At 69.0% G+C, this 24,651-nt stretch carries 21 protein-coding genes and 1 tRNA gene; 10 read left to right on the top strand and 12 right to left on the bottom strand.

What is annotated here, in order from left to right; all coding sequences use genetic code 11:
• Positions 1–87 precede the first annotated feature (87 nt).
• The 7 genes from KF887_02300 (at position 88) to KF887_02270 (ending at position 8,397) form a co-directional block, all read left to right on the top strand.
• Positions 88–1,359, top strand: a complete 1,272-nt coding sequence (locus KF887_02300; GenBank protein QYK41994.1) for an ABC transporter substrate-binding protein — start codon at positions 88–90, stop codon at positions 1,357–1,359.
• A gap of 118 nt (positions 1,360–1,477) precedes the next feature.
• On the top strand, positions 1,478–2,356 hold the full coding sequence (locus KF887_02295; GenBank protein QYK41993.1) for a branched-chain amino acid ABC transporter permease: 879 nt from the start codon (positions 1,478–1,480) through the stop codon (positions 2,354–2,356).
• Positions 2,353–3,288: a branched-chain amino acid ABC transporter permease gene (locus KF887_02290; protein QYK41992.1), complete on the top strand. Its 936-nt coding sequence runs from the start codon at positions 2,353–2,355 to the stop codon at positions 3,286–3,288. The genes KF887_02295 and KF887_02290 overlap by 4 nt, the downstream gene beginning before the upstream one ends.
• Positions 3,276–3,995 (top strand): ABC transporter ATP-binding protein, encoded by a 720-nt coding sequence (locus KF887_02285; GenBank protein QYK41991.1) that lies wholly within the window; start codon positions 3,276–3,278, stop codon positions 3,993–3,995. The genes KF887_02290 and KF887_02285 overlap by 13 nt, the downstream gene beginning before the upstream one ends.
• Entirely contained in the window at positions 3,982–4,677 is a 696-nt protein-coding gene (locus KF887_02280; GenBank protein ID QYK41990.1) for an ABC transporter ATP-binding protein, read from the top strand. The genes KF887_02285 and KF887_02280 overlap by 14 nt, the downstream gene beginning before the upstream one ends.
• Positions 4,664–6,715: a hydantoinase/oxoprolinase family protein gene (locus KF887_02275; protein QYK41989.1), complete on the top strand. Its 2,052-nt coding sequence runs from the start codon at positions 4,664–4,666 to the stop codon at positions 6,713–6,715. The genes KF887_02280 and KF887_02275 overlap by 14 nt, the downstream gene beginning before the upstream one ends.
• Entirely contained in the window at positions 6,712–8,397 is a 1,686-nt protein-coding gene (locus KF887_02270) for a hydantoinase B/oxoprolinase family protein (GenBank protein ID QYK41988.1), read from the top strand. The genes KF887_02275 and KF887_02270 overlap by 4 nt, the downstream gene beginning before the upstream one ends.
• Before the next feature lie 116 nt (positions 8,398–8,513).
• On the opposite strand, the gene KF887_02265 is transcribed toward KF887_02270, so the two are convergent.
• Both KF887_02265 and KF887_02260 read right to left on the bottom strand, forming a co-directional pair.
• Positions 8,514–9,962, bottom strand: coding sequence for an aspartate ammonia-lyase (locus KF887_02265; protein QYK41987.1), 1,449 nt, complete (start codon positions 9,960–9,962; stop codon positions 8,514–8,516).
• A 115-nt stretch (positions 9,963–10,077) separates the two neighbouring features.
• Complete coding sequence (locus tag KF887_02260; GenBank protein QYK41986.1) at positions 10,078–11,118, bottom strand: LysR family transcriptional regulator; 1,041 nt, start codon at positions 11,116–11,118, stop codon at positions 10,078–10,080.
• Between the two features lie 176 nt (positions 11,119–11,294).
• Between KF887_02260 and KF887_02255 the strand changes: the two genes are divergently transcribed.
• Entirely contained in the window at positions 11,295–12,677 is a 1,383-nt protein-coding gene (locus KF887_02255; protein QYK41985.1) for a M20/M25/M40 family metallo-hydrolase, read from the top strand.
• Between the two features lie 17 nt (positions 12,678–12,694).
• Here KF887_02255 and KF887_02250 read toward each other — a convergent pair whose 3' ends face one another.
• Both KF887_02250 and KF887_02245 read right to left on the bottom strand, forming a co-directional pair.
• Entirely contained in the window at positions 12,695–13,567 is an 873-nt protein-coding gene (locus KF887_02250) for a DMT family transporter (GenBank protein QYK41984.1), read from the bottom strand.
• Between the two features lie 28 nt (positions 13,568–13,595).
• Complete coding sequence (locus KF887_02245; GenBank protein ID QYK41983.1) at positions 13,596–14,774, bottom strand: PLP-dependent transferase; 1,179 nt, start codon at positions 14,772–14,774, stop codon at positions 13,596–13,598.
• A gap of 95 nt (positions 14,775–14,869) precedes the next feature.
• Here KF887_02245 and KF887_02240 point away from each other — a divergent pair, with 95 nt between their 5' ends.
• Positions 14,870–15,748, top strand: coding sequence for a LysR family transcriptional regulator (locus tag KF887_02240; protein ID QYK41982.1), 879 nt, complete (start codon positions 14,870–14,872; stop codon positions 15,746–15,748).
• A 44-nt stretch (positions 15,749–15,792) separates the two neighbouring features.
• On the opposite strand, the gene KF887_02235 is transcribed toward KF887_02240, so the two are convergent.
• From KF887_02235 to KF887_02220, 4 genes are all read right to left on the bottom strand, one after another.
• The gene (locus KF887_02235) at positions 15,793–16,560 is read right to left on the bottom strand and encodes an amino acid ABC transporter ATP-binding protein (protein ID QYK41981.1); all 768 of its coding nucleotides are present in this window, start codon (positions 16,558–16,560) and stop codon (positions 15,793–15,795) included.
• A 1-nt stretch (position 16,561) separates the two neighbouring features.
• The gene (locus KF887_02230) at positions 16,562–17,458 is read right to left on the bottom strand and encodes an amino acid ABC transporter permease (GenBank protein ID QYK41980.1); all 897 of its coding nucleotides are present in this window, start codon (positions 17,456–17,458) and stop codon (positions 16,562–16,564) included.
• Positions 17,459–17,464: 6 nt separating this feature from the next.
• The gene (locus KF887_02225) at positions 17,465–18,355 is read right to left on the bottom strand and encodes an ABC transporter substrate-binding protein (GenBank protein ID QYK41979.1); all 891 of its coding nucleotides are present in this window, start codon (positions 18,353–18,355) and stop codon (positions 17,465–17,467) included.
• A 228-nt stretch (positions 18,356–18,583) separates the two neighbouring features.
• Complete coding sequence (locus tag KF887_02220; protein ID QYK41978.1) at positions 18,584–19,387, bottom strand: phytanoyl-CoA dioxygenase family protein; 804 nt, start codon at positions 19,385–19,387, stop codon at positions 18,584–18,586.
• A gap of 85 nt (positions 19,388–19,472) precedes the next feature.
• Between KF887_02220 and KF887_02215 the strand changes: the two genes are divergently transcribed.
• Positions 19,473–20,426, top strand: a complete 954-nt coding sequence (locus tag KF887_02215; GenBank protein QYK41977.1) for a LysR family transcriptional regulator — start codon at positions 19,473–19,475, stop codon at positions 20,424–20,426.
• On the opposite strand, the gene KF887_02210 is transcribed toward KF887_02215, so the two are convergent.
• The 4 genes from KF887_02210 to KF887_02195 form a co-directional block, all read right to left on the bottom strand.
• The gene (locus KF887_02210) at positions 20,423–21,247 is read right to left on the bottom strand and encodes a helix-turn-helix transcriptional regulator (protein QYK41976.1); all 825 of its coding nucleotides are present in this window, start codon (positions 21,245–21,247) and stop codon (positions 20,423–20,425) included. The two genes, KF887_02215 and KF887_02210, sit on opposite strands and share 4 nt — an antisense overlap.
• Before the next feature lie 357 nt (positions 21,248–21,604).
• Positions 21,605–21,680, bottom strand: a tRNA-Thr gene (locus KF887_02205).
• 111 nt (positions 21,681–21,791) lie between these two features.
• Positions 21,792–23,231: a heme biosynthesis protein HemY gene (locus KF887_02200; protein QYK41975.1), complete on the bottom strand. Its 1,440-nt coding sequence runs from the start codon at positions 23,229–23,231 to the stop codon at positions 21,792–21,794.
• Between the two features lie 3 nt (positions 23,232–23,234).
• Positions 23,235–24,560 carry a hypothetical protein gene (locus KF887_02195; GenBank protein QYK41974.1) on the bottom strand — a complete coding sequence of 442 codons (1,326 nt, stop codon included), beginning with the start codon at positions 24,558–24,560 and terminating at the stop codon, positions 23,235–23,237.
• Positions 24,561–24,651: the final 91 nt, after the last annotated feature.

Below are 24,651 nucleotides of genomic sequence, written 5' to 3'. Positions count from 1 at the left end.
CGCACATTCTTTTTCGAAACGGCGCAGCGAAAACAGGCCCGGGCGCGCCCCTGAACCCCCGGCCACCCCATCAGCGGAGTGACAGCCATGACGACCCTTGCCCTTCCCCGCCGCACCCTTCTGAAAGGATTGGCCGCCGGTGCCTCGGCCCTGGCCTTTCCCGGGTTCATCCAAGCGCAATCATCTGCCCCGATCAAGCTGGGGTTCCAGTTGCACCGAACCGGCATCGGCGCCGCCTATGGCCGCTGGTACGAACGCACGGCGCAGGCCGCGCTCAAGGTGCTGAACGAAGGCGGCGGCATCAACGGCCGCCCGGTCGAGATCGTGTTCGAGGATGACGGCACCGATCCCAAGCGCGGCGCCGAGGTGGTCGAGAAGCTGACCTCGCAGGCCGGCTGCGACCTGATCTTCGGGCCGCTCTTCAGCCATGTCGTGATCGGCTCCGCGCCCCGGGCTGGCGAGCTGAAGGTGCCCTATCTGGTCTGTTCGGAAGGCTTCCATGTGGCCAGCGGGATGCTGAACCGCTGGACGCTGCAACCGGGCATCACCGATGTGCGCGCGCAGGTGTCGTCCATGGCGCCCTGGGTGATGGCGAACCTCGGCAAGAAGGTGACGATGGTGTTCCCCGACTATGCCTTCGGACACGATCACCGCGACAACTTCACCGCCGCGGTGACCGCCGCGGGCGGCGAGGTGATCAAGCACATCGCCATTCCGCCCACCGAAACCAGCTTCACCCGCTACCTGCCCCAGATCCCGCGCGAGACCGAGGTGCTGTATCATGTGATGGTCGGTCCGGCCGTGCTGACCTTCGTCAAGGAACTGGGCGAATTCTACGGGTCCGGCGCGCGTCCGCAGATCTTCGGCTTCATCGACAGCCTCGAGGCCGTGGATACCGCCACGCCCGGCCTGGAATTCCTGGAGGGCACGCATTTCTGGGAAGGTCACTGCCGCGTCAAGCAGGCGGACGCCAGCGAACACGAAACCTTCTACCGCGCGGCCGTGGGGGTTGACGACAACGGCGCCTCGGTCAGCGACAGCAAGGACGTATCGACCTACGCCCACATGTTCAGCTGCTGGGAAACGCTGTTCATCATCAAGGCGGGGATGGAGGCTGCGGGCTATCAGGGCACGGCCGACCGGCAGAAGTTCGTCGAGGCCGTCGAGGCGATGACGGCGATGCCCGCCAGCCGTGAACACCCGCAGGGCGACAAGCTGTTCAACGGCAAGACGCATCAGGTGTTCGGGCACCAGTTCATCTCGAAGGTCGAGGGCGGAAAGCTGATGCGCGTCCATGCCACGTCGATCGACGAGTCGGTCTATCCCGACGCCGTGGACTACACCACGATGTCGTTCTGAGGGCGGCATGAAGCGCCGACCCTTCGCCGACGGGCGCGACGCCGCCGGGCCGGAAAGCCGGAACCGGTGCGGCTGCCTGGCCTCGCCCTCCCCCACTGCGGGGGAGGGTGCCTGAGCCGTGGATTTCGGCCCCTTCCTGCTGCTTGCCCTCATGGAGGGCACCGTGATGGCCGCGGTGCTGGCGCTGACGGCCGTCGGGCTTTCGCTGGTGTTCGGCGTCATGCGGGTCGTCAACGTCGCGCATGGCGAATTCTTCATGCTGGGCGCGGTGTCGGCGTGGTTCGTGACAACATGGATGCCGGGGCCGCCCTGGCTGGCGTTCATGGCCGCGCTGATCCTCTGCCCGCTGCTGGTGGGTGCGGTCGCGGCCACCGCCGACCGGCTGGTGCTGAAACGCCTGCACTATGACCCCGAGGCGATCATCGTCGCCACGATCGGATTGTCCTACATCCTGCAGCAGGCGGCGCTTTCGTTCTACGGGCCCGATGCCCGCCCGGTTGCCGCGCCCTTCACCTGGCGGCTGCAACTGCCCTGGTTCGGCTATTCGGGCTACAAGGTCGCGGTGGTGGTGGCGGCCGCCGTTCTGCTGGTCGGCGTGTGGCTGTTCATGACACGATCTCGCGCCGGGCTGATCATGCGCGCCACGCAGATGGATGGCGAAACCGCCCGTGCCTTCGGCATCGACACCGGCCGCGTCTATGCGCTTGTCTTTGCCCTTGGCGCCGGGCTGGCGGCGGTGGCCGCCGTCCTGATCGTGCCGATCCAGCAGGCCCATTACCTGATGGGTCACGACCCGCTGCTTCTGTCCTTCATCGTGGTCATCATCGGCGGGCTGGGCAGCTTGCGCGGCACGCTGGTGGCGGCCGTGCTGATCGGCCTTTCGGACGGCGTGATCTCGGTGTTCTTCTCGCCCACGCTTGCCAAGATACTCGCCACGCTTCTGGTGGCGCTTGTCCTGGTGTTCCGCCCGCAGGGCCTGTTCGGGGCGCGGGCATGAACCGCGCGCTTGTCCTGCACCTGGGCGTGATCGTGGCGCTGTTCGCCATGCAGTTCGTCCTGCCACCCTATCACCACACCAACCTCGCGCGGATCATGGTGCTGGCGACATTCGCGATGGGCTACAACATCGCCTTCGGCACCACCGGCCTGCTCAGCCTGGGACATGCGCTGTTCTTCGGGGCGGGGATGTATGCGACGGGCCTGCTGATCGGACAGGTAGGGTTGCCCACCGGACCCGCGCTGATCGCGGGGATCATGGCGGGCGGGGCGGTGGCGGTGGCGGTCGGGGTCCTGGCGCTGCGCACGGGGGGCGTGTCGTTCATGATCGTCACGCTGATGTTCGCGCAGGCGGGATACCTGACGGTCCTGTACTTCGGTGCCTGGACGCGCGGCGACGAGGGTTTCGTGATCGACCGTGCCGCCCGCGCCATCGGTCCGTTCGACCTGTCGTCCGATACCACGCGGTATCTTGCGGCCCTTGTGCTGTTCTCGGCGGGGCTGATGATCCACCTTGCGCTGACGCGCTCGGCGCTTGGCCGCAGCATGGTGGCGATGCGCGAGAACGAGGAACGGTCGCGGATGCTGGGCTATGACCCGTTCAGGGTAAAGCTGACGGCGCTTGCCCTGTCGGGTCTCTATGCCGGGGCGGCAGGGGCCGCCTATGCGGTGCTTTTCGGCTATGTCGGCGCCACCTTTGCCTCGATCCAGTATTCGATCCTGCCGCTGCTCTATGTCCTGCTCGGCGGCGCGGGCACCGTGCTGGGTCCGTTCCTCGGTGCGCTTCTGATGTTCTACCTGATCGACCTGTCGTCCTCGGTCACCACGGCGCATCTGGTGGTGGTGGGGGCGGCGCTGCTGATCCTGGTGCTTTTCGCGCCCAGGGGCATCCTGGGCACGATCCGCGAAAGGTGGCTGCCATGGCTGCCCTGATCGAGGCGCGCGGACTGACGCGGCATTTCGGTGGCCTCAGGGCCGTGGACGGTGTGGATTTCGACCTGCAGGCGGGTGAGATTCACGCGCTCATCGGGCCGAACGGCGCGGGCAAGACCACCTTTGTCTCGCTGCTGTGCGGGCGGGTGCCGGTGCAGGCGGGCACCATCCGGCTGGCTGGCGAGGATATCACCCGCCTGCCCGCCCACGCCCGCGTGGCCCGAGGCATCGCGTATACGTTCCAGATCACCTCGATCTACCCGCGCCTGTCGGTGTTCGACAACGTGGCGCTTGCCGTGCAGCGCCGCGCCCCCCGCACGATCCGCCCCGAAACGCTGGCCGCCCTGTCCCGCGTGAGCCTTGCCGAGCGAGAGGCGCAGGTGGCGGGAACGCTCAGCTATGGACACCAGAGGTTGCTTGAGATCGCCATGGGGCTGGCCCTCGCGCCCCGCGTCCTGATCCTTGACGAGCCGACGCAGGGCCTGGCGGCGGGCGAGATCGACGGGTTCAAGGCGCTTGTCCGCAGCCTCGTGCCCGACACCACCGTTCTCCTGATCGAGCACAACATGGATGTGGTGATGGACCTCGCCCACCGCATCACGGTGCTGAACTTCGGCCAGCGGCTTGCAACCGGCACGCCTGCCGCGATCCGCGCCGATGCAGCGGTGCAGGCGGCCTATCTGGGGGATGCCCATGCTGAGGCTTGAGGGGGTGGCATCGGGCTACGGCCCGGTGCGCGTGCTGCACGACGTGGGCCTGACGGCGCTGCCGGGCCAGGTGACCTGCCTGATGGGTCGCAACGGCGCGGGCAAGACCACGCTTCTGCGCACGATCATGGGCCTGACGCCCGCCACCGCGGGCACGATCATGCTGGGCGACGCCGCGATCCACGCCCTGCCCGCCCATGAGGTGCCGCGCCATGGCATCGGCTATGTCCCGCAGGGCCGCCGCCTGTTTCCTGCCCTGACCGTGGCCGAGAACATCGAGGTCGGCCTGCTGACCCGAAATCGCGGCGCCGCGACGCGGGAACATGTGCTGACACTGTTTCCCCGGCTGCGCGAAAGGCTGCACCAGCAGGCGCGCACGCTGTCGGGCGGCGAACAGCAGATGCTGGCGATCGCCCGCGCGCTGTGTCTTGAACCTGCCGTGCTATTGCTGGACGAGCCGACCGAGGGCCTGCAACCCTCGATGATCGCCCTGATCCGCGACACCGTGCAGGCCCTGCGATCGACCGGCGTCGCCACCCTGCTGGTCGAGCAGCGGGTCGATGCCGCGCTTTCGCTCTCGGACAAGGTGGCCTTCATGTCGCACGGCACCATCGCGGAAACCCACGCCGCCGCCGACCTTGCCCCCGCCCACCCGGCCTTTGCCGCGCATGTGGGCGTCTGACATGGCTGGGCTTGTCGCTGGCGCCGATGTGGGCGGCACCTTCACCGATCTGGTGATCCTCGATCCGGCCAGCGGCGCGGTGCGCCTGGCCAAGGTGCCCACCACGCTCGACCCCGCGCAGGGCGGGCAGGCGGCCGGCGTGATATCCGCCTTCGAGACCGCCGGGACCGACCTGGCCGACCTGGCGCTGATCGTCCATGGCACCACGACCACCACCAACGCCGTGCTGGAGCGCAAGCTGTCGCGCACCGGCCTGGTCACCACCGAGGGGTTCCGCGATGTGCTGGAACTCGGGCGGCGGACCCGGCCGCACGCCTATGGCATGACGGGGCGCTTCATCCCCGTCATCCCGCGCGACCTGCGGCTGGAAGTGCCCGAGCGGATGGACGCCCGGGGCCAGGTGGTGACCCCGCTGGACGAGGACGCCTTGCGCCATGCGATCGGGCAGCTGATCGCCGCCGGTTGCGAAAGCCTGGTGATCCACTTCCTGCACAGCTACGCCAACCCCACCCACGAACGCCGCGCCGAAGAGATCGCGCGCGACCTCTGGCCCACCCCCTATGTCACCGCAGGCCATCGCCTGCTGTCGGAAAGCCGGGAATACGAACGGGGGGTGACGGCGGCGGTCAACGCTGCCGTCCAGCCGCTTCTGGAACGCTATGTCACCCGGCTGGCCGACACGCTGGCCGCCGGGGGCTATGCGCGCGACCTTCTGGTGATGAACGGCAACGGCGGGATGGTGGCCGCGCGGAGCGTCGCCGCCGAAGCCGTCAAGACGGTCATGTCGGGCCCTGCCTCGGGCGTCATGGCGGCCATCGCCACCGGTCGGCGCGCGGGAATGCCCGACCTGATCACCTACGACATGGGCGGCACCAGCACCGACGTCGCCCTGATCCGCAATGCCACCGCCCCGGTCAGCCACGAGATCGAGGTGGAATATGCCATGCCGGTGCATGTGCCCATGGTCGACGTGCGCACCGTGGGGGCGGGGGGCGGGTCGATCGCGCGGATCGACGGCGGCGGCCTCTTGCGTGTGGGGCCCGAAAGCGCGGGGTCCACGCCCGGCCCGATCTGCTATGGCCGGGGCGGCATCGAGCCCACGATCTCGGATGCGAACCTGTTCCTCGGGCGGCTGCCCGCCGCGCGTTTCGGCATCGGCGCCGAAGGCTTGCGCGGGGTCTTTGCCGATCGTCTGGGCAACCGGCTCGGCCTGTCGCCGGAACAGGCGGCGGCGGCCGTCATCCGGCTTGGCAACATCCACATGGCGGGGGCGATCCGCATGGTTTCGGTGTCGATGGGCGCTGACCCGCGCGATTTCGCGCTGTTCGCCTTTGGCGGCGCAGGGCCGCTGCATGCCTGTGCCCTCGCCCGCGAACTGGCGATCCCCCGCGTGCTGATCCCGGCCCGTCCCGGCCTGACAAATGCGCTCGGCTGCGTCTGTGCGGACCTTCGGCAGGATTTCGTGCGCACGCTGAACCGCCCGCTGGACGATGCCGACATGGCCGAAGTCGCCGCGATTCTGGCCGCGCAGGAGGCCGAGGGCCGCGCGCGGATCGCCGCTGCGGGCATCGGCCTGACCGGCGTGACGGTGCAGCGCCACGCCGAGATGCAGTTCATCGGGCAGACCCACCTGCTGCGCGTGGCACTGCCCGATGGCCCGCCCGACCGCGCCGCGATGCAGGCCCGGTTCGAGGCGGCCTATCACGCGCGTTTCCGCGTCACCCTACCCGAGATCCGCGCGGCGCTTGTCAACCTCGTGACCGCCGTGGTGGGCCATCGCCCCGCCGTGGACCTGTCGCGGCTGATCGACCCGTCCGGCCGGGCCACCACCCTGTCCGGGGCCCGCACCGGCACCCGCCCCGTCTGGTGGGAGGGCTGGCGCGATACGGCGATCTACTGGCGCGATCACCTGCCCCTGTCGGCGGTCATCGAAGGCCCCGCAATCATTGAGCAAATGGACACGACGATCCTGATCCCGCCCGGCGATTCCGCGCGGCAGGACGGCGACGGAAACCTGATCGTCGAGGTGGGCACATGATCGACCCCGTGACCCTTGCGGTTATCCAGGCGGGCCTGCAGCAGGTCTGCGACGAGATGGACCTGACCTTCTCGCGTGCGGCCTTCAGCCCCGTCATCGCCGAGGCGGATGACCGGTCGGACGGCATCTACGACGCGGCGGATGGCAGCCTGATCGCGCAGGGATCGAAGGGTCTGCCGGTCTTCGTGGGCACGATGCAGTTCTCCACCCGGCACATCATCCAGCGCATCGCCACCGGCGAGACGCTGCCCCCCGACCCCGGCGACATCTACATCGTCAACGATCCCTACCTGGGCGGCACGCATCTGATGGATGTGCGCTTTGCCATGCCGGTGTGGCGGGACGGGCGGGTCTTCTGCTGGCTGTCGAACACCGGGCACTGGCCCGATACCGGCGGCATGGTGCCCGGCGGGTTCTCGGCATCCGCCATCAGCGCCGAGCAGGAAGGGCTGCGCCTGCCGCCGGTGAAGCTGTTCAAGCGGGGGGTCCTGGACCCGGAACTCTGGGCGGTGATCCGGTCGAACATCCGGGTGTCCGACCAGCGCATCGGCGATGTCGAGGCGCAGCGGGCGGCGTTGCTGGTGGGGGCGGAACGGCTGGGCGCGCTGCTGGACCGCTATGGCGACGCGACGGTGCAGGGCGCCATCGCGGCGATGCGCGGGCTGGCCGAGGCGCAGATGCGGGCCGAGCTTTCCGCAATTCCGCCCGGCACTTACCGGGCAACGGCGATGATCGACAGCGACGGGGTGGTGAACGCGCCCCTGACCATCGCGCTGGCGGTCACGGCGACGGGCGACGGGTCGATCACCTGTGATTTCGCGGGTTCGTCGGACCCCTGCGCGGGACCGATGAACTCGGTCCGGGCAACCACATTGTCCTCGGTCTACCTGGCAGTGCGCCATGTGTTTCCCGATGTGCCGCTGTCGGCCGGGGCGTTCGCGCCGATCCATGTGACGGGAATCGCTGGAACATTCCTTGATGCCCATTACCCGCGCCCGGTGTCCGGCTGCGCCGCCGAGGTCAGCCAGAGGATTGCCGAGGCGGTGTTCGCGGCCCTGGTGCAGGCGCTGCCCGACCGGGTGACGGCGGCGCCGGCGGGCACCAGCGGGAACTTCGGGCTGGGGGGGCACGATCCGGCGACGGGGCGGGAGTATGTGATGTACCAGATTTCGGGGGGGGGATACGGGGGGAATGCGGACCATGACGGGCTGTCGAACGGCTGTTCGACGATCGGCATTTCCAAGGCCCCCCCGGTCGAGATCATGGAGCAGAAATATCCCGTGATCTACAGGCGTTACGCGTTGCATGAGGGGTCGGGCGGGGCCGGGCGGATGCGCGGGGGGTTCGGGCTGGACTATGAGATCGAGCTGTTGCGCGGCCGGGCGCGCGCGTCCTTCGTGATGGACCACGGCAGGGTCGGGCCGCAGGGCGTGCTGGGCGGCCAAGACGGCGCGGTCAACCGGGTCGAGGTGATCCGCGGGACACAAGTGATGGTGCCCGAACATCTGTCGAAAGCACAGGATATTGCGCTGGAACCCGGTGACCGGGTGCGGGTGCGCACGCCGGGCGGTGGCGGCTATGGCCCCCCGCAGGACCGCGACCCTGCCGCGGTGGCCGAGGATCTGCGGCTGGGACGCTACACCGCCGATGCGGCGGCGCGGCTGTTCGGACACAGGGGTTAACGACAGACGTTGCGCGGCGGGCCGCGTTGCGCGCCGCGCGGCATCCGGGCCACAGGTGGCGCGCGGCGGATCAACCCGATGGATTCGCGGGGTTTTCACCGTATGGCGGGCGTCGGTTATCCGTCGGTTCCGCGTATGGCATCCGTCCCGACACAGGTGCGTGACGGGGTGTTAACGATCGGGGGCGCGGGTGGTTCGGTGCAGCGGCGGAGCAGGGGCAGAACGGCGTCCGGCTGGATCAGGCCCAGATCGGCGGCCAGATCGATCAGTCGCCGCCCGTCGGCGGCGGCGGACCGGACCAGGCGGGCGGTCTCGGCATGGCCGATCATCGGGACAAGCACGGTCGCCAGCGCGGGGGAATCCAGCAGATTGGCCAGCGACCTGTCGCGGTCGGCGTCCAGCCCGGCAAGGCATCGGCCCGTGAACAGCCGGATACCACGCGAAAGGATGACGATGGAGTCGATCAGGCGCGTGGCGATGATCGGCTCGAAATGGTTGATCTCAAGCTGTCCGTGCGCCGCCGCCATCGACACCGCAAGGTCGTTCCCCGCCACCGCAAATGCGATCTGCTGCATCATCATGGGAAGCACCGGGTTCACCTTGCCCGGCATGATCGACGATCCCGGTTGAACGGGTGGAAGCCGGACCTCGCCCAGCCCGCCCCCCGGCCCCGATGACAGGATGATCAGATCGCCGGCAAGCCGGGCGAGGGTCTCGGCGGTGATCCGCACTTCTGCCGAACAGCGGGCAAGGCCATCGGCGTGCTGCATCGCATCGAAGGGATTCCCGGCGGGTCTGACCGGGTGTCCGGCAATCGCGGACAGATGGTGATGGACCCGGCTGCGAAAGTCCGGTGCGGCCCCGAGCCCGGTGCCGATGGCCGTGCCACCCAGGGGCAGGACCGCCAGTTCCGCGCAGCGGTCCGACAGGTGTGCGGTCAGGCGCGTGACGGCCGCCGCATGACCCCCGAGCATCTGCCCCAGACGCATGGGCTGGGCGTCCTGCAGGCAGGTTCGACCGAGGCGCAGCACGTCGTCCAGTTCGGATGCGCGCTGTGCCAGCACCTGCCCGAGACGATCAAGCCCCGACAGCAGGGCCTGCATCGTCTCGATGGCAGCCAGCTTGATGGCCGCCGGCAGGACATCATTCGTCGACTGACCCAGGTTGACATGATCGTTCGGGTGAATGAGCCGGTAGCTGCCGGGATCGTGGCCAAGGATCTGGAGCGCGCGATTGGCAAGCACCTCGTTCATGTTCATGTTGATCGACGTGCCGCCCGATCCCTCGAACATGTCGATGACGAACTGCGCGCGGTGGCGCCCGTCCACCACCTCGCGGCAGGCGGCGATCAGCGCATCGGCGATGTCGGCAGAGAGTAGCCCGAGATCGCGATTGGTTGCGGCGGCGGCCTGCTTGATCCGGGCAAGGGCGCGCAGCAACGCCTGTTCATCGCCAAGCTTTCGACCCGAGACGTCAAAGTTCCAGACCCCGCGGAGTGTGCCCAGACCGTAGAGCGCGCTTCGCGGCAACCGCGCCGCGCCAAGACTGTCCCGTTCCGTCCGCATGTTTTCCATCGTGCCCGCCATCCTGATGTGACGGCGGGCACGGTGGCCGGTCGGCGGGCAAAGTGAAGCGACAACGCCCTGTCCAAGGGGAAATGATCGCGAGGATAAGAACGGCTTAAGCCGCCGGATCGGTTTCGCAGGGCGCGGCATCGGTGTCGGGCCAGTCGGGCAGCATCCGGGCCAGATCGGGTGCAAGCCAGGGAACCTCGGCCACCAGCTGGGGCATGGTGCAGCGCGCGATGATGCCGCGCGCCGCCTCGGCAATGCGCCGGCTGATCCCCTGACCGTCGCACCGCCGGGTCATCAGGGTCAGCGTGCGGGAAAAGCCCGGGCCCGGCATCGGCAGGATGGCTATGTGCGGCAGATGCACGGCCGCCTGCCGCAGGCAGAGCGGCGTCGTGATCGCAACGCCCACGCCGCCCGCCACCATCGCCACCAGCGCGTCCGAGGTGTCGAACGCCAGATGCCGGGGATGGGCGATGCCGAGCCGGCGCAGGTGTTCCTCGATCTGGCGGCCCATGTGCGATGGTGAACCGTATCGGATCAGGGGGTTGACCCGCAGGATGTCACGCAGGGCAAGGCCGCGCAGACGGTCTGCCTGCGCCCTGGGCGCCACCATGAGGAAGGGTTCGCGATACAGCGCGATGCCCGACAGGTCGTCGTTGCGATCCGGGGCATCCGACGTGACGGCCGCGTCGATGCGGTGCTGGCGCAAGGCGTCAAGCTGGGCCTGCGACAGGCCGGAATGCGCCGTCACGCGCCCGGCCAGCGCGGCCGCCATGAGGGCACGGATCAGCGTTGGCCCGACAGTGGAGGCGAAACTGTCGACCATGCCGAGGCGCAGGTCGTGCCGTTCCGGCCGGCCGGCAACGGTGCGCATGTCCTCGATCGCGCGCGCGACCTTCTGGCGGATCTCGGCCATGTGTGCGGCCAGGCGGCGACCGGCCTCGGTCGGGGTGATCGGGCGCTGGTCGCGATGCAGGAGGGCGGCCCCGATCTGCGCCTCGGCGCGCTTGACCGCCTGCGAGACGGCGGACTGGGTCACGCCGAGCCGGGCGGCGGCCGCGCTCATCCCGCCCATCTCCATGACCACCGCCGCCACATGCAGCGCGTGCAGATCCGGCAGGCCGGCGGCGTCCCGGGCGGCAGGTTTCATCGCGGCACTCCGGCAGGGAAGGGGTGGCAGGGGCGGGGCGGTCCCTGACCGCCCGGTGGTTCAGTCGCGCTAATGGTCGGGCGCAACGCTGCTAATGCTGTGCCTGCGGCCTTGCCCCGGTGCCACGGCCCGCCGATCATCGCGGCTGCATCCACCGGCCGCCGAAAGGACCCCCCATGGCAGAGCTTGATGCCGTCCTTGACCTGATCGACAGCCGCCTCGACGCCTCGGTCGCCGATCTGCTGGAGCTGATTGCCATTCCCTCGGTATCGAGCGAGCCGAAGGGCGCGGCGGGCATCGCGGCGGCGGCAGAATGGCTGTGCGCCCGGCTTGCGGGGAACGGGTTCTCGGCGCGGGTCGTGCAGACCGAAGGCCATCCCGTGGTTCTTGGCACGTCGGCGCCCTGCGATGGCCCGGTGCTGCTGTTCTATGGCCATTATGACGTTCAGCCGGTCGGCGATCCGGCCGACTGGACGCATGCGCCCTTTGCGCCCCGGCTGATCCGCGAGGACGGTGTCACGCGGTTCTACGGACGCGGCGCCTCGGACAGCAAGAGCCAGCACTGGGCCTTTGTCGAGGCGTTGCGGGCCTGGCATCAGGTTCACGGCGGCTTTCCGGGCCGGATCGTGATTCTGCTGGAGGGCGAGGAGGAATCGGGCTCGCTGAGCCTGCCGGCCTTTCTGGAGACGCACCGCGCCGAGCTTGCCTGCGATGTCGCCTTCATCTGCGATGCCGAGATGTGGTCGCGCGAGCAACCCGCGCTGACGACGCAGATCAAGGGCCTGATCCATGAGCGCGTCACCATTCGCGGGCCGAACCCCGACCTGCATTCGGGCCACTGGGGTGCCGTGGCCGTGAACCCGATCCGGGTGCTGGCCGGGCTGCTGGCCGGTCTGCATGACGCGCAGGGGCGCGTCACGATCCCCGGATTCTACGACGGCGTTCCGGACATTCCGCCCCGCCTGCGCGCCGAATGGGCGGGGCTGGCACAGGACCCGTCGATGTTCGAGGCGATCGACCTGACCGGCGGCATCATCGAGGAGGGATATACCCCGATCGAGGCCATGTGGGGCCGCCCCGCGATCGACTTCAACGGCATCACCGGCGGCAACCAGGGGCCGGAGCGATCCGTCCTGCCGGCATCGGCGACGGTGCGGATGTCGTTCCGGCTGGTGCAGGGGCAGCACCCCGACCGTATCCGCGCGATGTTTCGCGATCACGTCCGCGCGGCCCTGCCCGAAGGATGCACGGTCGAGTTCCACGGGGTCGGGGGCAGTTCGGCCAGTGTCACCAGCCTTGCCGGACCCCATGTTGCCGCCGTGCTTGACGGGCTTGAGGCGGAATGGGGCCGCCCGGCAGTGCTGAAGGCATCGGGGGGCGCCATTCCCCTGGTGGATGCGATGACCCGGCTGCTTGGCGTGGATTGCGTGCAGGTCGGGTTCATCCTCGGCCGCGACGCGATCCACGCGCCGGACGAAAGCTATGATGTCGAGCGGCTGCACAAGAGCATCCGTGCCTGGGCGCGAATCCTTGCCCGGTTGCAGGAGGGGCGGCCGTAGGGGTGGGGGACGCCGCATCAGGGCGGCGGCGCAGGCGGCGTCGCGATCATCGCGCCGGCCAGGATCAGGGGCGTTGCGGCTGCCAGGCTCCAGCCCGGAACTTCGGCGAAGATCAGCAGACCGGCGGCCGTTGTCCAGAAGATGCCGAGGTATTCGAACGGGGCCAGGGCCGCGGCCTCGGCGTGGCGAAACGACAGCGTCATGAGGATCTGCGCGACCCCGCCCGTCAGGCCCGCGCCCAGCAGCAGGGCAAGCTGTGCCGGATCGGGCCAGTGCCAGCCCAGGGGCAGGGTTGCCAGCCCGCCCAGAGACGAGACCACGGCAAACCAGAAGGCAATCGCGCCCGGCGGTTCGCCCCCCAGCAGCAGCCGCCTGACCTGCAACAGCGCCCCGGCCGCCAGCAGGGCCGTCACAAGGCCCAGGACCACGCCCAGCAGGGCGCCGCCATCGTGCTGCCGCGCAAAGGCGGGCAGACAGTAGGCCCCGACGCCGCCAAACCCGAGCGCGACCCCGGCAAGACGCCGGGCGCCCAGACGTTCGCCCAGAAAGGCCCAACCCATCAGGGCCAGCATCACCGGCGACACGTAGGACAGCATCGTCGCCTCGGCCAGGGGCAGAAGGCGGATCGTCGCGAAGGAGGTGAACATCGACGCCGCGCCCATCAGGCAGCGCGCGACGTGGCCGAGCGGATTGCGCGTGGCCAGACCGACGGGAAAGGCGCCGTTCCACCAGAGCATGGCCACAAGCGGCAGAAGCGCGAAGAAGGACCGCAAAAAGACGATCTGGCCGAGGGGGACGGTCATCTCCAGCCCCTTGATGCAGGCGACCATCGCCGTGAACATCAGCGTCGCGCCGATCCGCAGCGCAATGCCCAACCGTTCGTCGGTCATGACCGCGCGGCGGCCGGCGGGCGCGGGATCATGCCGCCAGATCCTCGCGCCCCAGGGCAGCAAGGAAGCTTTCGAGATCCTGCCAGAGCTCGGCCTCGTCCTCGAGCCCGATCGACAGGCGCAGGACGAGATCGGGGCCCGCCCATGGCACGGCCGTGCGATGGGCCCGAACCGGCATGGGCGCGGCAAGGCTGCGTGTGCCGCCCCAGGAGGCGCCGATGGCGAACAGGTCCAGGGCATCGAGCGCCGCGGCGACGCGCAGCGTGGCCGCCGCCGTGAAGACCAGCGAGAACACACCGCTACCGCCCGTGAAGTCGCGGGAGAACAGCGCATGCCCGGGGTCGTCCGGAAGTGCCGGGTGCAAGACGGCGGCCACATGCGGATGGCCGACAAGCCGGCGGGCAAAGCGCAGCGCCACCGCCTCCTGGTGGCGCAGGCGCAGGGCCATGGTCTCGATGCCGCGCAGAACCAGCGTCGCATCGTCGGACGACACGCCGATTCCCATGCGGCCGATCGACGCCTTGATCGCCGTGGCGTGCGCCGCGCTGCGCACCGAGATCGAGCCCATGATCACGTCGGAATGGCCTGACGCGTATTTCGTCAGCGCCTCGGTCACGATGTCGGCCCCCAGGGCCAGCGGCTTCAGGTTCAGGGGGGTCGCCCAGGTGTTGTCCACCCCCAGCAGCGCGCCGCGGGCGTGGGCAATCTCGGCCACGCGCGCGATGTCCATGATCTCCATCGTGGTCGAACCGGGGGATTCGCACCAGACGATCCGGGTGCGGGCGGTCATGCGCCGCTCGACCGCGGCGGCATCCGTGGGATCGAAGAATTCGACGGCCACGCCCAGCCGGCAAAGATCGGTCTGCGCGAAGTCGCGCATCGGCGGATAGACGGTGTCGGCCAGCAGCACATGGTCGCCCGCCGAGAGGAAGGGAAGGATCGCCAGCGCATTGGCCGCCTGTCCCGAGGGCGCAAGGAAGGTGCGCGTCGCCAGTTCCAGCCGCGAGAGCTTTTCTTCAAGCGTGCGGGTCGTCGGGGTGCCGTACAGGCCGTAGGAATAGCCCTTGTCACCGCGGTCGCCGCGCGCGGCATAGGCCGCCGCATCCGCGAAGGTGATGGTCGAGGCGCGATAGGTGGCGACGCCGAGGCTGTCGAACCCGTCGGAGGGGACGCGCGGCGTGACCACGCAATCGGTGGTGTCAGACATTGGGCTCTCCCTCCCTGCCCGCATGCGGGCCATTCTCAATTCCAGTCGCGCCACATTTGTGCCAATGCAATATCCAGGGGTTATGAGGATTGGGCATGAACCTGCGGCAGGTCGAAGTCTTCCGGGCCGTCATGACGACGGGCACCACGGCACGGGCGGCAGATGTTCTACGCATCTCGCAACCCGCCGTGTCCAAGGCGATTGCCGAGCTTGAGCGCAACATCGGCTTTGCCCTGTTCCATCGGACGAAGGGCCGTCTGCATGCCACGGCCGAGGGTCAGCTTCTGTTCCGCGAGGTGGAACAGACGTTTACCGGGCTGACCCATCTGCGCAGCGCCGCCGCGCGGATCCGCGACTACGGGTCGGGCGAGTTGCGCGTGGGCAGCCTGTCGGCCCTGTCGACCAACGTGATCCCGCGGGCGCTGAAGTCCTTCATGGATCGCTTTCCCCAGGTCGCAGTCACGTTTCAGGCCCGGATGTCCTCGGTCGTGCGGGATCTGGTGGCCTCGGGGCAGTTCGATCTTGGCATCGTCGCGGACGAGATCGACCGGACCGGCGTGGTGGTGCGGAACTTTGCCCGCTACGCCGCCGCGATTGCCCTGCCCGAGGGGCACCGGCTGTGCGCGCAGACCGAGGTTTCGCCGGCCGATCTGGATGGCGAACGGTTCATCGCCCTGTCGCCCGAGGATACGACGCGCCGTGCCGCCGACGGGTTGTTCGCCGCTGCCGGATCGCGGCCCCGGACGGTTCTGGAAACCCCCTATTCCACGACGGTCTGTGCCATGGTGGCCGCGGGGATCGGTGTCGGTCTGGTCGATGTGGTGACGGCCGGGCCGTTTCTGGGCCGGGGGCTGGTGCTGAGGCCGTTCCGGCCGGAGCTTTACTTCCAGACCCTGCTGATCCTGCCGCCGCACCGCCCGCCTTCGCAACTGGTCGAAACCTTCATCGACGCGCTGTGGGCCGCCGCAGACTGAGGTGCGGCCCGCATCCCGCGGCAGGTCGGCACGGTCCGGACCCATCACAGCACCTTTGACAGGAAGGCGCGGGTTCGCGGGTTCTGCGGCCGCTCCAGCAGATCGCGCGGCGCCCCTTCCTCGACGATGGCGCCCTGATCCATGAAGACCAGGTGGTCCGCCACCTCGCGCGCAAAGCCGATCTCATGCGTCACCAGCATCATCGTCATGCCGGCGCGGGCCAGATCCTTGATGACATCCAGCACCTCACCCACCAGTTCGGGGTCAAGGGCGCTGGTCGGTTCGTCGAACAGCATCACCTCGGGTTCCATCGCCAGGGCGCGGGCGATGGCCACCCGTTGCTGCTGGCCGCCCGACAGCTGGTTGGGATAGCGGGCGTCCATGCCCCTCATCCCGACGCGGTCCAGCAGGGCCAGGCCCCGGTCGCGCGCGGCAGCCTTCGGCTCGCGCTTGACCTGAACCGGCCCCTCCATGATGTTTTCCAGCGCGGTCATGTGCGGAAACAGGTTGAACCGCTGGAACACCATGCCCGTCCGCCGCCGCTGCGCCGCGATCTCGCGGGGATGCAGTTCGTGGAACGCGCCGTTCTTCTCGCGGTAGCCCTGCAGTTCGCCGTTGATGAACACCCGGCCGGCCGAGATGGTCTCAAGCTGGTTGATGCAGCGCAGCAAGGTCGTCTTGCCGGAGCCCGACGGCCCGATGGCGACCAGAACCCCGCCGCGGGGGATCGTCACCGACACGCCGCGCAGGGCATGGACGGTGCCATAGAGCTTGTGGATGCCGCGCAGTTCGACGGCGCAGGACGCTTGCATCTCAGGCCCCCTTTCCGAAGTGTCGTTCCAGGTAATGCTGGCCCACCATCAGCACCGAGGTGATCGACAGGTACCAGAACCCGGCCACCATCAGGAGCGGCACCGGAAAATAGGTGCGGTTGGCGATGGCATTGGTCGCGAACATCAGATCCAGCGTGAAGGGAATGGCCAGCACCAGCGAGGTGGCCTTGAGCATGCCGATGGTTTCGTTGCCCGTGGGCGGAATGATCGTTCGCATGGCTTGCGGTGCAAGGATGCGGCGCCAGATCCGTGACTGCGGCATGCCGATTGCCAGGGCGGCCTCGGTCTGGCCCCTGTCGATGGCCTTGAACCCGGCCCGGAAGATTTCGGCCAGATAGGCGCTTTCGTTGAAGCCCAGGCCCAGGATCGCCGCCATTCCGGCGGTCAGCACCAGATTGGTGCTGACGCCCACAATCTCGGGCCCGAAGGGCACCGAAAGCGACAGGCGGGGGAACAGGACCGCGAACAGGCCCCAGAACAGAAGCTGCGTGTAAAGCGGGGTGCCGCGGAAGAACCAGACCCAGATCTTGGCGATCCAGCGAAGGATCGGGTTTTCGCTGTCGCGCATCACCACGATGGCCACCGCCACGACCACGGCCACGGTCATCGCCGCGACCGTCAGGATCAGCGTCCACATGACCCCCCGCAGCACCTGTGCATCGAACAGGTATTCGGCAAAGACCGGCCAGTGGAAGTTGGGATTGGCCGCCAGTCCGCGGGCCGCCTCGATACCCAGCATCGCCAGAAGCAATACCGCGATCCAGCGCCCGGGGTGCGGGCGCGGCACCACCCGGTTCAGTTCGACACGGGGTGATCCTTCCGCAGGAGGAGCATCGGCCCGATGCTCCTCCTTCGCGCTGGTGGCTATCCCTTCCATCGGCAACTATTGCACCACTGTCGGGTTGACTTCAGCCGGACCGAAGTCGGTGGGCTGACCCCAGGCCTCCATGATCTTGCCATAGGTGCCATCGGCGATCAGTTCGTTCACCGTGTCCGCCACAAGCTGCGTCAGCTCCATGTCGGATTTCGCGACGGCGATGCCATTCTGGCCCGGCGGATAGTCCGGGTGTTCGAAGCCGATGGATTCGAGCGCGCCATTCGCCTGCTTGGCGGCCCAGTTGACCTGTGCCCCGCCGGCAATCGTGGCATCGGCGCCGCCCGCCGCGACGCGGGTCTGGGCTTCGGGCTGGGACTTGAACGGCAGCATCTGGATGGCGGCCTTGCCGGCAGCGACGCATTCGTCGCTCAGCTTGATGACGACCTTCTCCTGCGAGGTGCCGGAATGGATGGCGACGACCGCGCCGCAGGCATTGAACGGATCGAAGCCGGTCGGATTGCCGGCCCGCACCAGCCAGCGCCGCTGGCCGCGGTAGTAGCTGACGAAGTTGACCGCCTTCATCCGCTCGTTCGTGATGGTGAAGGCGTTGAGCCCGATGTCATACTTTGCCCCAAGGGCAGGCAGGATCGTCTCGAAGACGGCGGTGCGGCTTTCGTATTTCAGGCCCCATTTCGCGGCAATGGCATTGCCCAGGTCGATGTCGATGCCTTCGGGGGTCTGGCCGTCGGCGCCCGCCAGATATTCCCAGGGGGCATAGGCGTTGTCGGCTGCGCCGACCAGGACACCCGCCTGCCTGATCCGGTCGGGCACGCGCGCCGCCAGATCGGGATCGGCGGGGATGCCCGTGGTATCATGGCCCGCCGCCAGCGCGGGCCCTGCCAGCAGTGCCAGCGATACGCAGAAGGCGAAATGTCGCCACGTCTTGTGGGTGGTCATGCAAAGCTCCCTGTCAGGAATGGATGCGCCGGCGTTCCGGTCGTGGTCAAAGGTTATGAGGGGCATGCATTGCCGTCCAATATCAAGAAACGCCCGCTCTATTCCACAGGGTTATACACTTGATGCCTGATTCCGGGGGCCTGAACGGATGCGGCAGCCGGTGGATGCCCCCGGCTGCCGCATGTCATCAGGATCGGAACGGCTCCGCCGCCGGGACGTGACATCCGCTCAGGCACTGGCCTCCCACAGCACGGGAAACCAGTCCTCGCGCAGGCGGTCACCGGTCTGCATGCCATGGCCGGGAAAGGGTGGCGAGGTGCGGCCGGGTCGTTCGACATAGCGCGCATCGTCGCCCACCAGCCGCAGCGAGAAGGCCCGGCGCCGGGTGCCGCTTTCGTTGCCGCGCGCGCCGTGCAGCACATAGTAGTTGAACGCCACCGCGTCGCCCGGTTCCATCTGCCATTCGCGGATCGTCATGCCCTCGGCATCCGGGTCGGGAACCGGCATGTACCGGCTGTCGTCGGGATAGAAGTTTTCCTCGGACAGCCAGCGTGTCGGAAGAACCGGCTTTTCCCACAGATGCGAACCGGCGACGCAGCGCAGGCTTGCCTCGCGCACCGGATCAAGGGGCGACCAGAAGCTGACGGTCTGCCGACCCTCGACAAAGTAGTAAGGCCCGTCCTGGTGCCACGGGGTCGGCTTCGATGTGCCCGGCTCCTTGACCAGGACGTGTTCGTGGAACAGCTGAACCCTGTCTGACCCCATGAGGTCCCCCGCCACCCGGGCCGCAGGCGACGTGTGGATGACGTCGCGGAAGGGGTCGATCCGCTGCCAGTTGCAGTAGTCGTCGAAGAAGCGGCCCGCGGCGCCGGGCTTCAGGTTCTCGGCCGCATAGGGGCCGGGCTCCGCCATGTTGATCTCGACGCCGCGGCGCAGGTCTTCGACGTGGTCACGGAACAGACCGCGGATCAGCACGACGCCCTCGTTCTGAAAGGTTTCGACATCGGCCGGGGTGATGAGAGGGTGCAGCATGCGGTCTCCTTTTCGCGCAGGCTTGCAGGGTGCGGGGAACAAGATATGCTTTCAAATAATGAATAGTTGGGGTGGTCATAACCTGATGCTGCATGTCACGCTGCGCCAGCTGGAATACATTGTCGCGGTCGCCCGCGCGGGCAGCGTCTCGGCGGCTGCCGCGCAGTTGAATGTGTCGCAGCCCGCGCTGTCGGTCGCCATCGGCCAGGTCGAACGGCGTGTGGGCGAGCGCCTGTTCCTTCGCCGCAAGGGTGCGGCGACCGTGCTCACCGGATCGGGGCGGCTGTTCGTTCAGGATGCGGAACTCCTGCTGGCCGATGCCGCGCGCCTGGACCGGCCGCTGCACCTTTCGCAGCGTCCCCCGCAGCGCATCACGCTGGGAATACTGGAAGAACTGGCGCCGCGCTGGATGGCCCCCTTCCTTGTCTGCCTGCGGACGGCATTCCCGGGCACCGTCGCCCGGATCGTTCCGGTATCGTTTGACCGGCAGGCGGAAGACCTTCTGTCAGGGGCTATCGACCTGGGTCTGACCTATGAGCTGGGCCTGGATGCCACCTTCCGGCGCGATCTGTTCGCGCGCGTCTCCCCGGCGATCTGGGTGGCGCCCGACGATCCGATCGCCGGGCAGGCCAGCGCGGGTCTGGCCGAGATCGCCGGGCGTGCATTGATCCTGTCCGATCAGGACCTGTCGATTCAGCACATGCTTGGCATGTTCCGTGGCATCGGCGTCACCCCGAAGGTCCGGCACCGCGTGCCTTCGGTCGAGGTGATGCGCAGCCTTGCGGCGAATGGCGAGGGAACGGGGATCAGCTACACCGATCCGCCGGGAACACTGACCTATGACGGCAAGTCCGTGGCCAGGGTCCGGGTGCGTGATCCGGCGGCGGAGGAGTCTGTCGTCCTTGCCTATCTCGACGGTCTTCCCGCGCCGGTGGCCGACATCCGCCGCGCGCTGATCGCGTCGCTGGCGGGCGTGCCCGGCGCCGAACGCTCCGGCGGTGCCGGGGCCGGGGGCATCGTGGGCGGGCGAAACGCCTAGCCCAGTCCGGTGACGGATTGCAGCACGACGCGTTGCAGGGCCAGCCGCCCGGCGATGCCGAGGCGCCGGTAGATCTCGATCGTGTGCTGCCGGACGGTCTGCATCCCGACATCGAGGATCGCCGCGATATCGGTGTTGCTCTTGCCCTTGAGCATCCAGAAGGCAACCTCGGTCTGGCGCGGGCTCAGCCCCATCCGCATCATGGCACGGGCCAGTTCGGGCGACAGGGCGGCGGCATCCATCAGGGCCTGCCGATGCTGCGACCGCCGAAGCCGCAGCACCGGCATGGCAAGCTGCTGCAACAGCGAAAGGGACTGCACTTCGCGCGCCGAAAAGTCGCGGCCACTGCGGTTCAGGGGAACGCCCAGCGTGGTGGGCAGCGCACCGTCGGGCAGGCGGGTGCGGGGATCGACGCCCAGGTGCATCGTCACCTGGTGTTCAGTGCTGACCTCGCGGAACAGTTCCCGGTACAGTCCGGTATGGCGGAAATCGGAGGTCGGGATCAGGTCGGACAGACGCACCACGCGGATGTCCGGGTTTTCCAGCCGGAACCTGTGCACCGGATGCGTCGGAAAGAAATGGTTCCATGTCTCGGCACGCCGGACGGCCCATTCCGACACCTGCGATTCGCTCGACATGAAGTCGAACCGGCCGAAATGCACGTCGATCTCGGTATAGCCGCCGTGGTCGCAGGGGGCGACCGCCATGGCCGTCCGCACCAGCGCCCGCTTCATCTCGGCAAGGGTTTCGGCACGCTGCATGTCGACAAGACCGTGACAGATGACCCGGTGGTCGGCGGCCGTGACTTCCCTGAAATGCATGTCGAATCCGGAATGGCAGATACGCGGCCCTACACCGGCCCCATGCGTCGAAGTCTAGGGTGAGCGGTGCCATTGGTCCACAGCGGCGTGCCCTTCACCCCACCGATCGGTGTATGGATTCCCGCGCGCAGGGCAACAACACTGTGGCAAGGCAGAGGTTCGGTGATTTCGACGACCGCGACAGCGTTCGCTCGGCAAGGCTGGATTTGACGGTAGCCCCGCAGGTGCCCGATGCGTTCCGGCACGGCGCCTGCGTTCGTAACGATTGCCCTTGCGTCGCCAGCCTCTGCCGCCTGCACCGTCGCCGCGTCGCCGGTGACGGGGTCTCGCGGATGACCGTCTCCGGATCGAGAAGGATGGTGCCGGTGAAGGGACTCGAACCCCCGACCCCATCATTACGAATGACGTGCTCTACCAGCTGAGCTACACCGGCATCCTTCTCGTCGCAGGCCCGGGCGGGCCGCGCGTCACACAGGCCGGCGGCCGTTGCGACGGCTTGCGTCAACGCGGGGTCATTAGCACCGGGGCCATGCGGTGTGTAGCCCTAATTTTTGGCCTCGGCCGCGGTCTCGGGGCCGATGTCGGCCACCGTGTCGGGGGGCGGGGCGGGGCGGCCCACGATCAGCGGCAGCAGTTCGGTGCCGGTGGCGCTGGGGCCGGTGCCCTCGGGCGGCTCCCGCCAACTGAGCGTATCGAAGCCGCCGCAGTTCTCGCAGATCGGGGCCCATTGCGCGTGGATCGCCTGGCACTTGTCGCAGCACCACTGCGGGCCGCGCGGCGCGGTCAGCGCCCGTGCCAGCCAGCCGCGCACCACCGCGTCGTCCGCGCCCTCGCCGCGTTCCACCGCCGCCATGATGGCCAGCGCGCGCTGTGTCGGATGGCGCCCGGCGATATCGCCCAGCGCGCGCCGCGCGGCCGGAAAATCCTCGGCGGCGATGTTCAGCTCGGCCAGCAGCAGGCGCGTCTCGTCGTCATCGGGCTTGATCGCGGTCAGCACGCGGAAACGCTTCAGCCGCGCCTGCGGGGTTTCCCCGGGTTCGATCTCGGCAAAGGCGGCGGCCAGGTCGGGGTGCGGCTGCGCCTCCCAGGCCTTCTTCAGGATGCGCGTCGCGCCCTTGCGGTCGCCCTTTGCGATCAGTCCGCGGGCCGCCATGGCAGCCGCGGGGATCAGGTCCGGCGACAGCCGGTTCGCCTCGATCGCCGCCTCGCGGGCCTCGATGCTGGAGGCGTCGTCGATCACCACCCTGGCCTCCTGCAGGGCCAGCACCGCGTCGCGGCGCCGGAACACCTCGCGCGGCAGGGCGCCCGACTTCAGCTTGGCCCCCAGCGTCATCCGCGCGCCCTTCCAGTCGGACTGCTCGGCCTGCAGCTTCAGCAGGATGTCCTGCATCTCGGCATTGCGCGGCTTCAGCGCAAAGGCCTTTTCGGCCAGCTTCAGCGCCGTCGGCAGATCGCCCTCGGCCAGCGTCTGCTTCAGCAGGCCGCGGATGCCCACGAACCGCGTCCGGTCATCGGCCAGCAGTGCCTTGTAGGCCTCGGTCGCGCGGGCGGTATCGCCCGCCAGGTCGGCGGCCTGCGCCGTCAGCAGGGTGGTCAGTTCGGGCCGCGCCAGATAGCGCTCGGCCCGCGAGGCGCGCGACAGGGCCAGCCGCGGCTCGCCCGCGGCCAGCGCCAGCATGCCCTCGGACAGCGCCTGATAGCCCTTGCGCTCGCGATTCCGGTCGAAATAGCGCGACAGCGCCGTCTCGTCCCCGGTCAGGAACCGCAGCGTCGCCACCATCAGCCCGGTCAGCCGCAGCACCAGCCACAGCACGACCAGCAGCAGCACCGCCAGAACCACCGCCTGCAACGGCCCCAGCGTGAATTCCCAGCCCGCCGCCGCGATGCGGATCGCGCCACCGGTATCCAGCAGGTGCCCCGCCCCCAGCGTCAGCCCGGCGACCGCGACGACGAACAGCAGAACCTTCAGAAGCGACCAGAGCATCGGCTATTCCCCCACCCGCGCGGCCAGTTCGGCGGCAGCGGTCTGAACATTCAGCCGCGTCTGCGCCCGCGCCACCCAACCGGCCAGGGCGGGCTGCGCCACCTCGGGCAGGGTGGCGAGTTCCGCCAGCGTCTCGGACAGGCGGCCCTCACGCAGGTGCCCTTCGGCCCGCGACAGGATGGCGTCCGGGTCGGTTCCGTCGCGCGGCGTCAGCGACCGCGCGCCGGTCGCGCTGCGCAGGAAGGTGGCAAGCCGGTCCACCGCGCCCTCGCCCGGATCGGCGCGCAGCGCGGATTCCAGCGCGGCACGGGCGGGGTCGGCGAAATCCTCCTGCAACGTCGCCAGGGTCGGCACGCCGGTCGCGGCGGCGCGCAGGGCGTCGGGCACCTCGACGCCGTTCCCGGCCAGGTCATCCAGCGGCTGGGCAAAGGCCGCCCCCGATTCGATGGCCGCCAGCACCCGGCCCAGCGCCGCGCGGCTCAGCGCGGCGCGGGCGGTTTCCTCGGCAGCGGCCTTGAGCTGCGCCGCCTCGGCCTCGGCCTCGCGCAGGGCCGCCTGTACAGCCTCGGCCGCAGCGGCGGTATCGGCGCTGGCCTGCGCCTGTCGCTCGGCCACCGACGCCAGTTCCGCCCGCAGGGTGGCAAGGTCGCGCTGCAGGGCGGCCATGGCAGCAGGGTCGCCCGGTTCACCCGTCGGCGGCGGCAGGGTTTCCAGCACGGCGATCCGCCCCTCGATCATCTCCAGCCGGGCGGTCGGATCGGGCGGAACCGTCAGGGTGCCCAGGCGCGATTCGATCGCGTCCAGCCGGGCCGTCAGCGGCGCCAGGTCGGGCCCGGCCGCCGGTGGGGGCAGCGCGGCAAGCGCCGCGCGGGTTTCCGCCTCGGCCGCCGCCAGACGCTCAAGTTCCGACTGCTGCGCCGCCACACGCGCCTCCAGCGCCTGGGTTCCGGCCAGCGGCCAGCCCTGCGGCACAACCTGCGCCACGGCAAAGCCCAGGCCCGCGGCCAGCACGCCACCAAGGAACGGCAGCACCGGCGATGCCCGACGCGGCGCAACCGGCTCGGCCCGGGGCGGCGCTGGCGCGGGGTCGGCCTTCGCCGTCGCGGGTTCGGGCTCTGCGGGCGGCGGGTCGGCCGTCAATACCAGGAGCGTCGGCTCGGGTTCCGGATCGCGCGGCGGCAGATCGGGTGACGGCGGATCGGGCGGCGCGGCCGGCCCATCAGAGGGTGCGGGCGATTCTTCGGGGGTCTGCGGGTCATGTGCCGGTTCGGGCAGCGGTGCATCCGGGGCGGCGTCGGCCTCCGTGCGCGGTGTTTTTCGGCTTGCCATGGTCTGCCTCCCTGCCGGACACGGGGTCGCGCGATGCCTGACTCGGCCGCGTCCACCGCGCAAACCCTAGCGGCAGGTGCCGCACCCCTCA

It is taken from the genome of Paracoccaceae bacterium (assembly GCA_019454225.1).
GTDB lineage: Bacteria > Pseudomonadota > Alphaproteobacteria > Rhodobacterales > Rhodobacteraceae.
The sequence above is the reverse complement of the archived record's forward strand: the minus strand, read 5'-3'. Positions and strand labels throughout refer to the sequence as shown.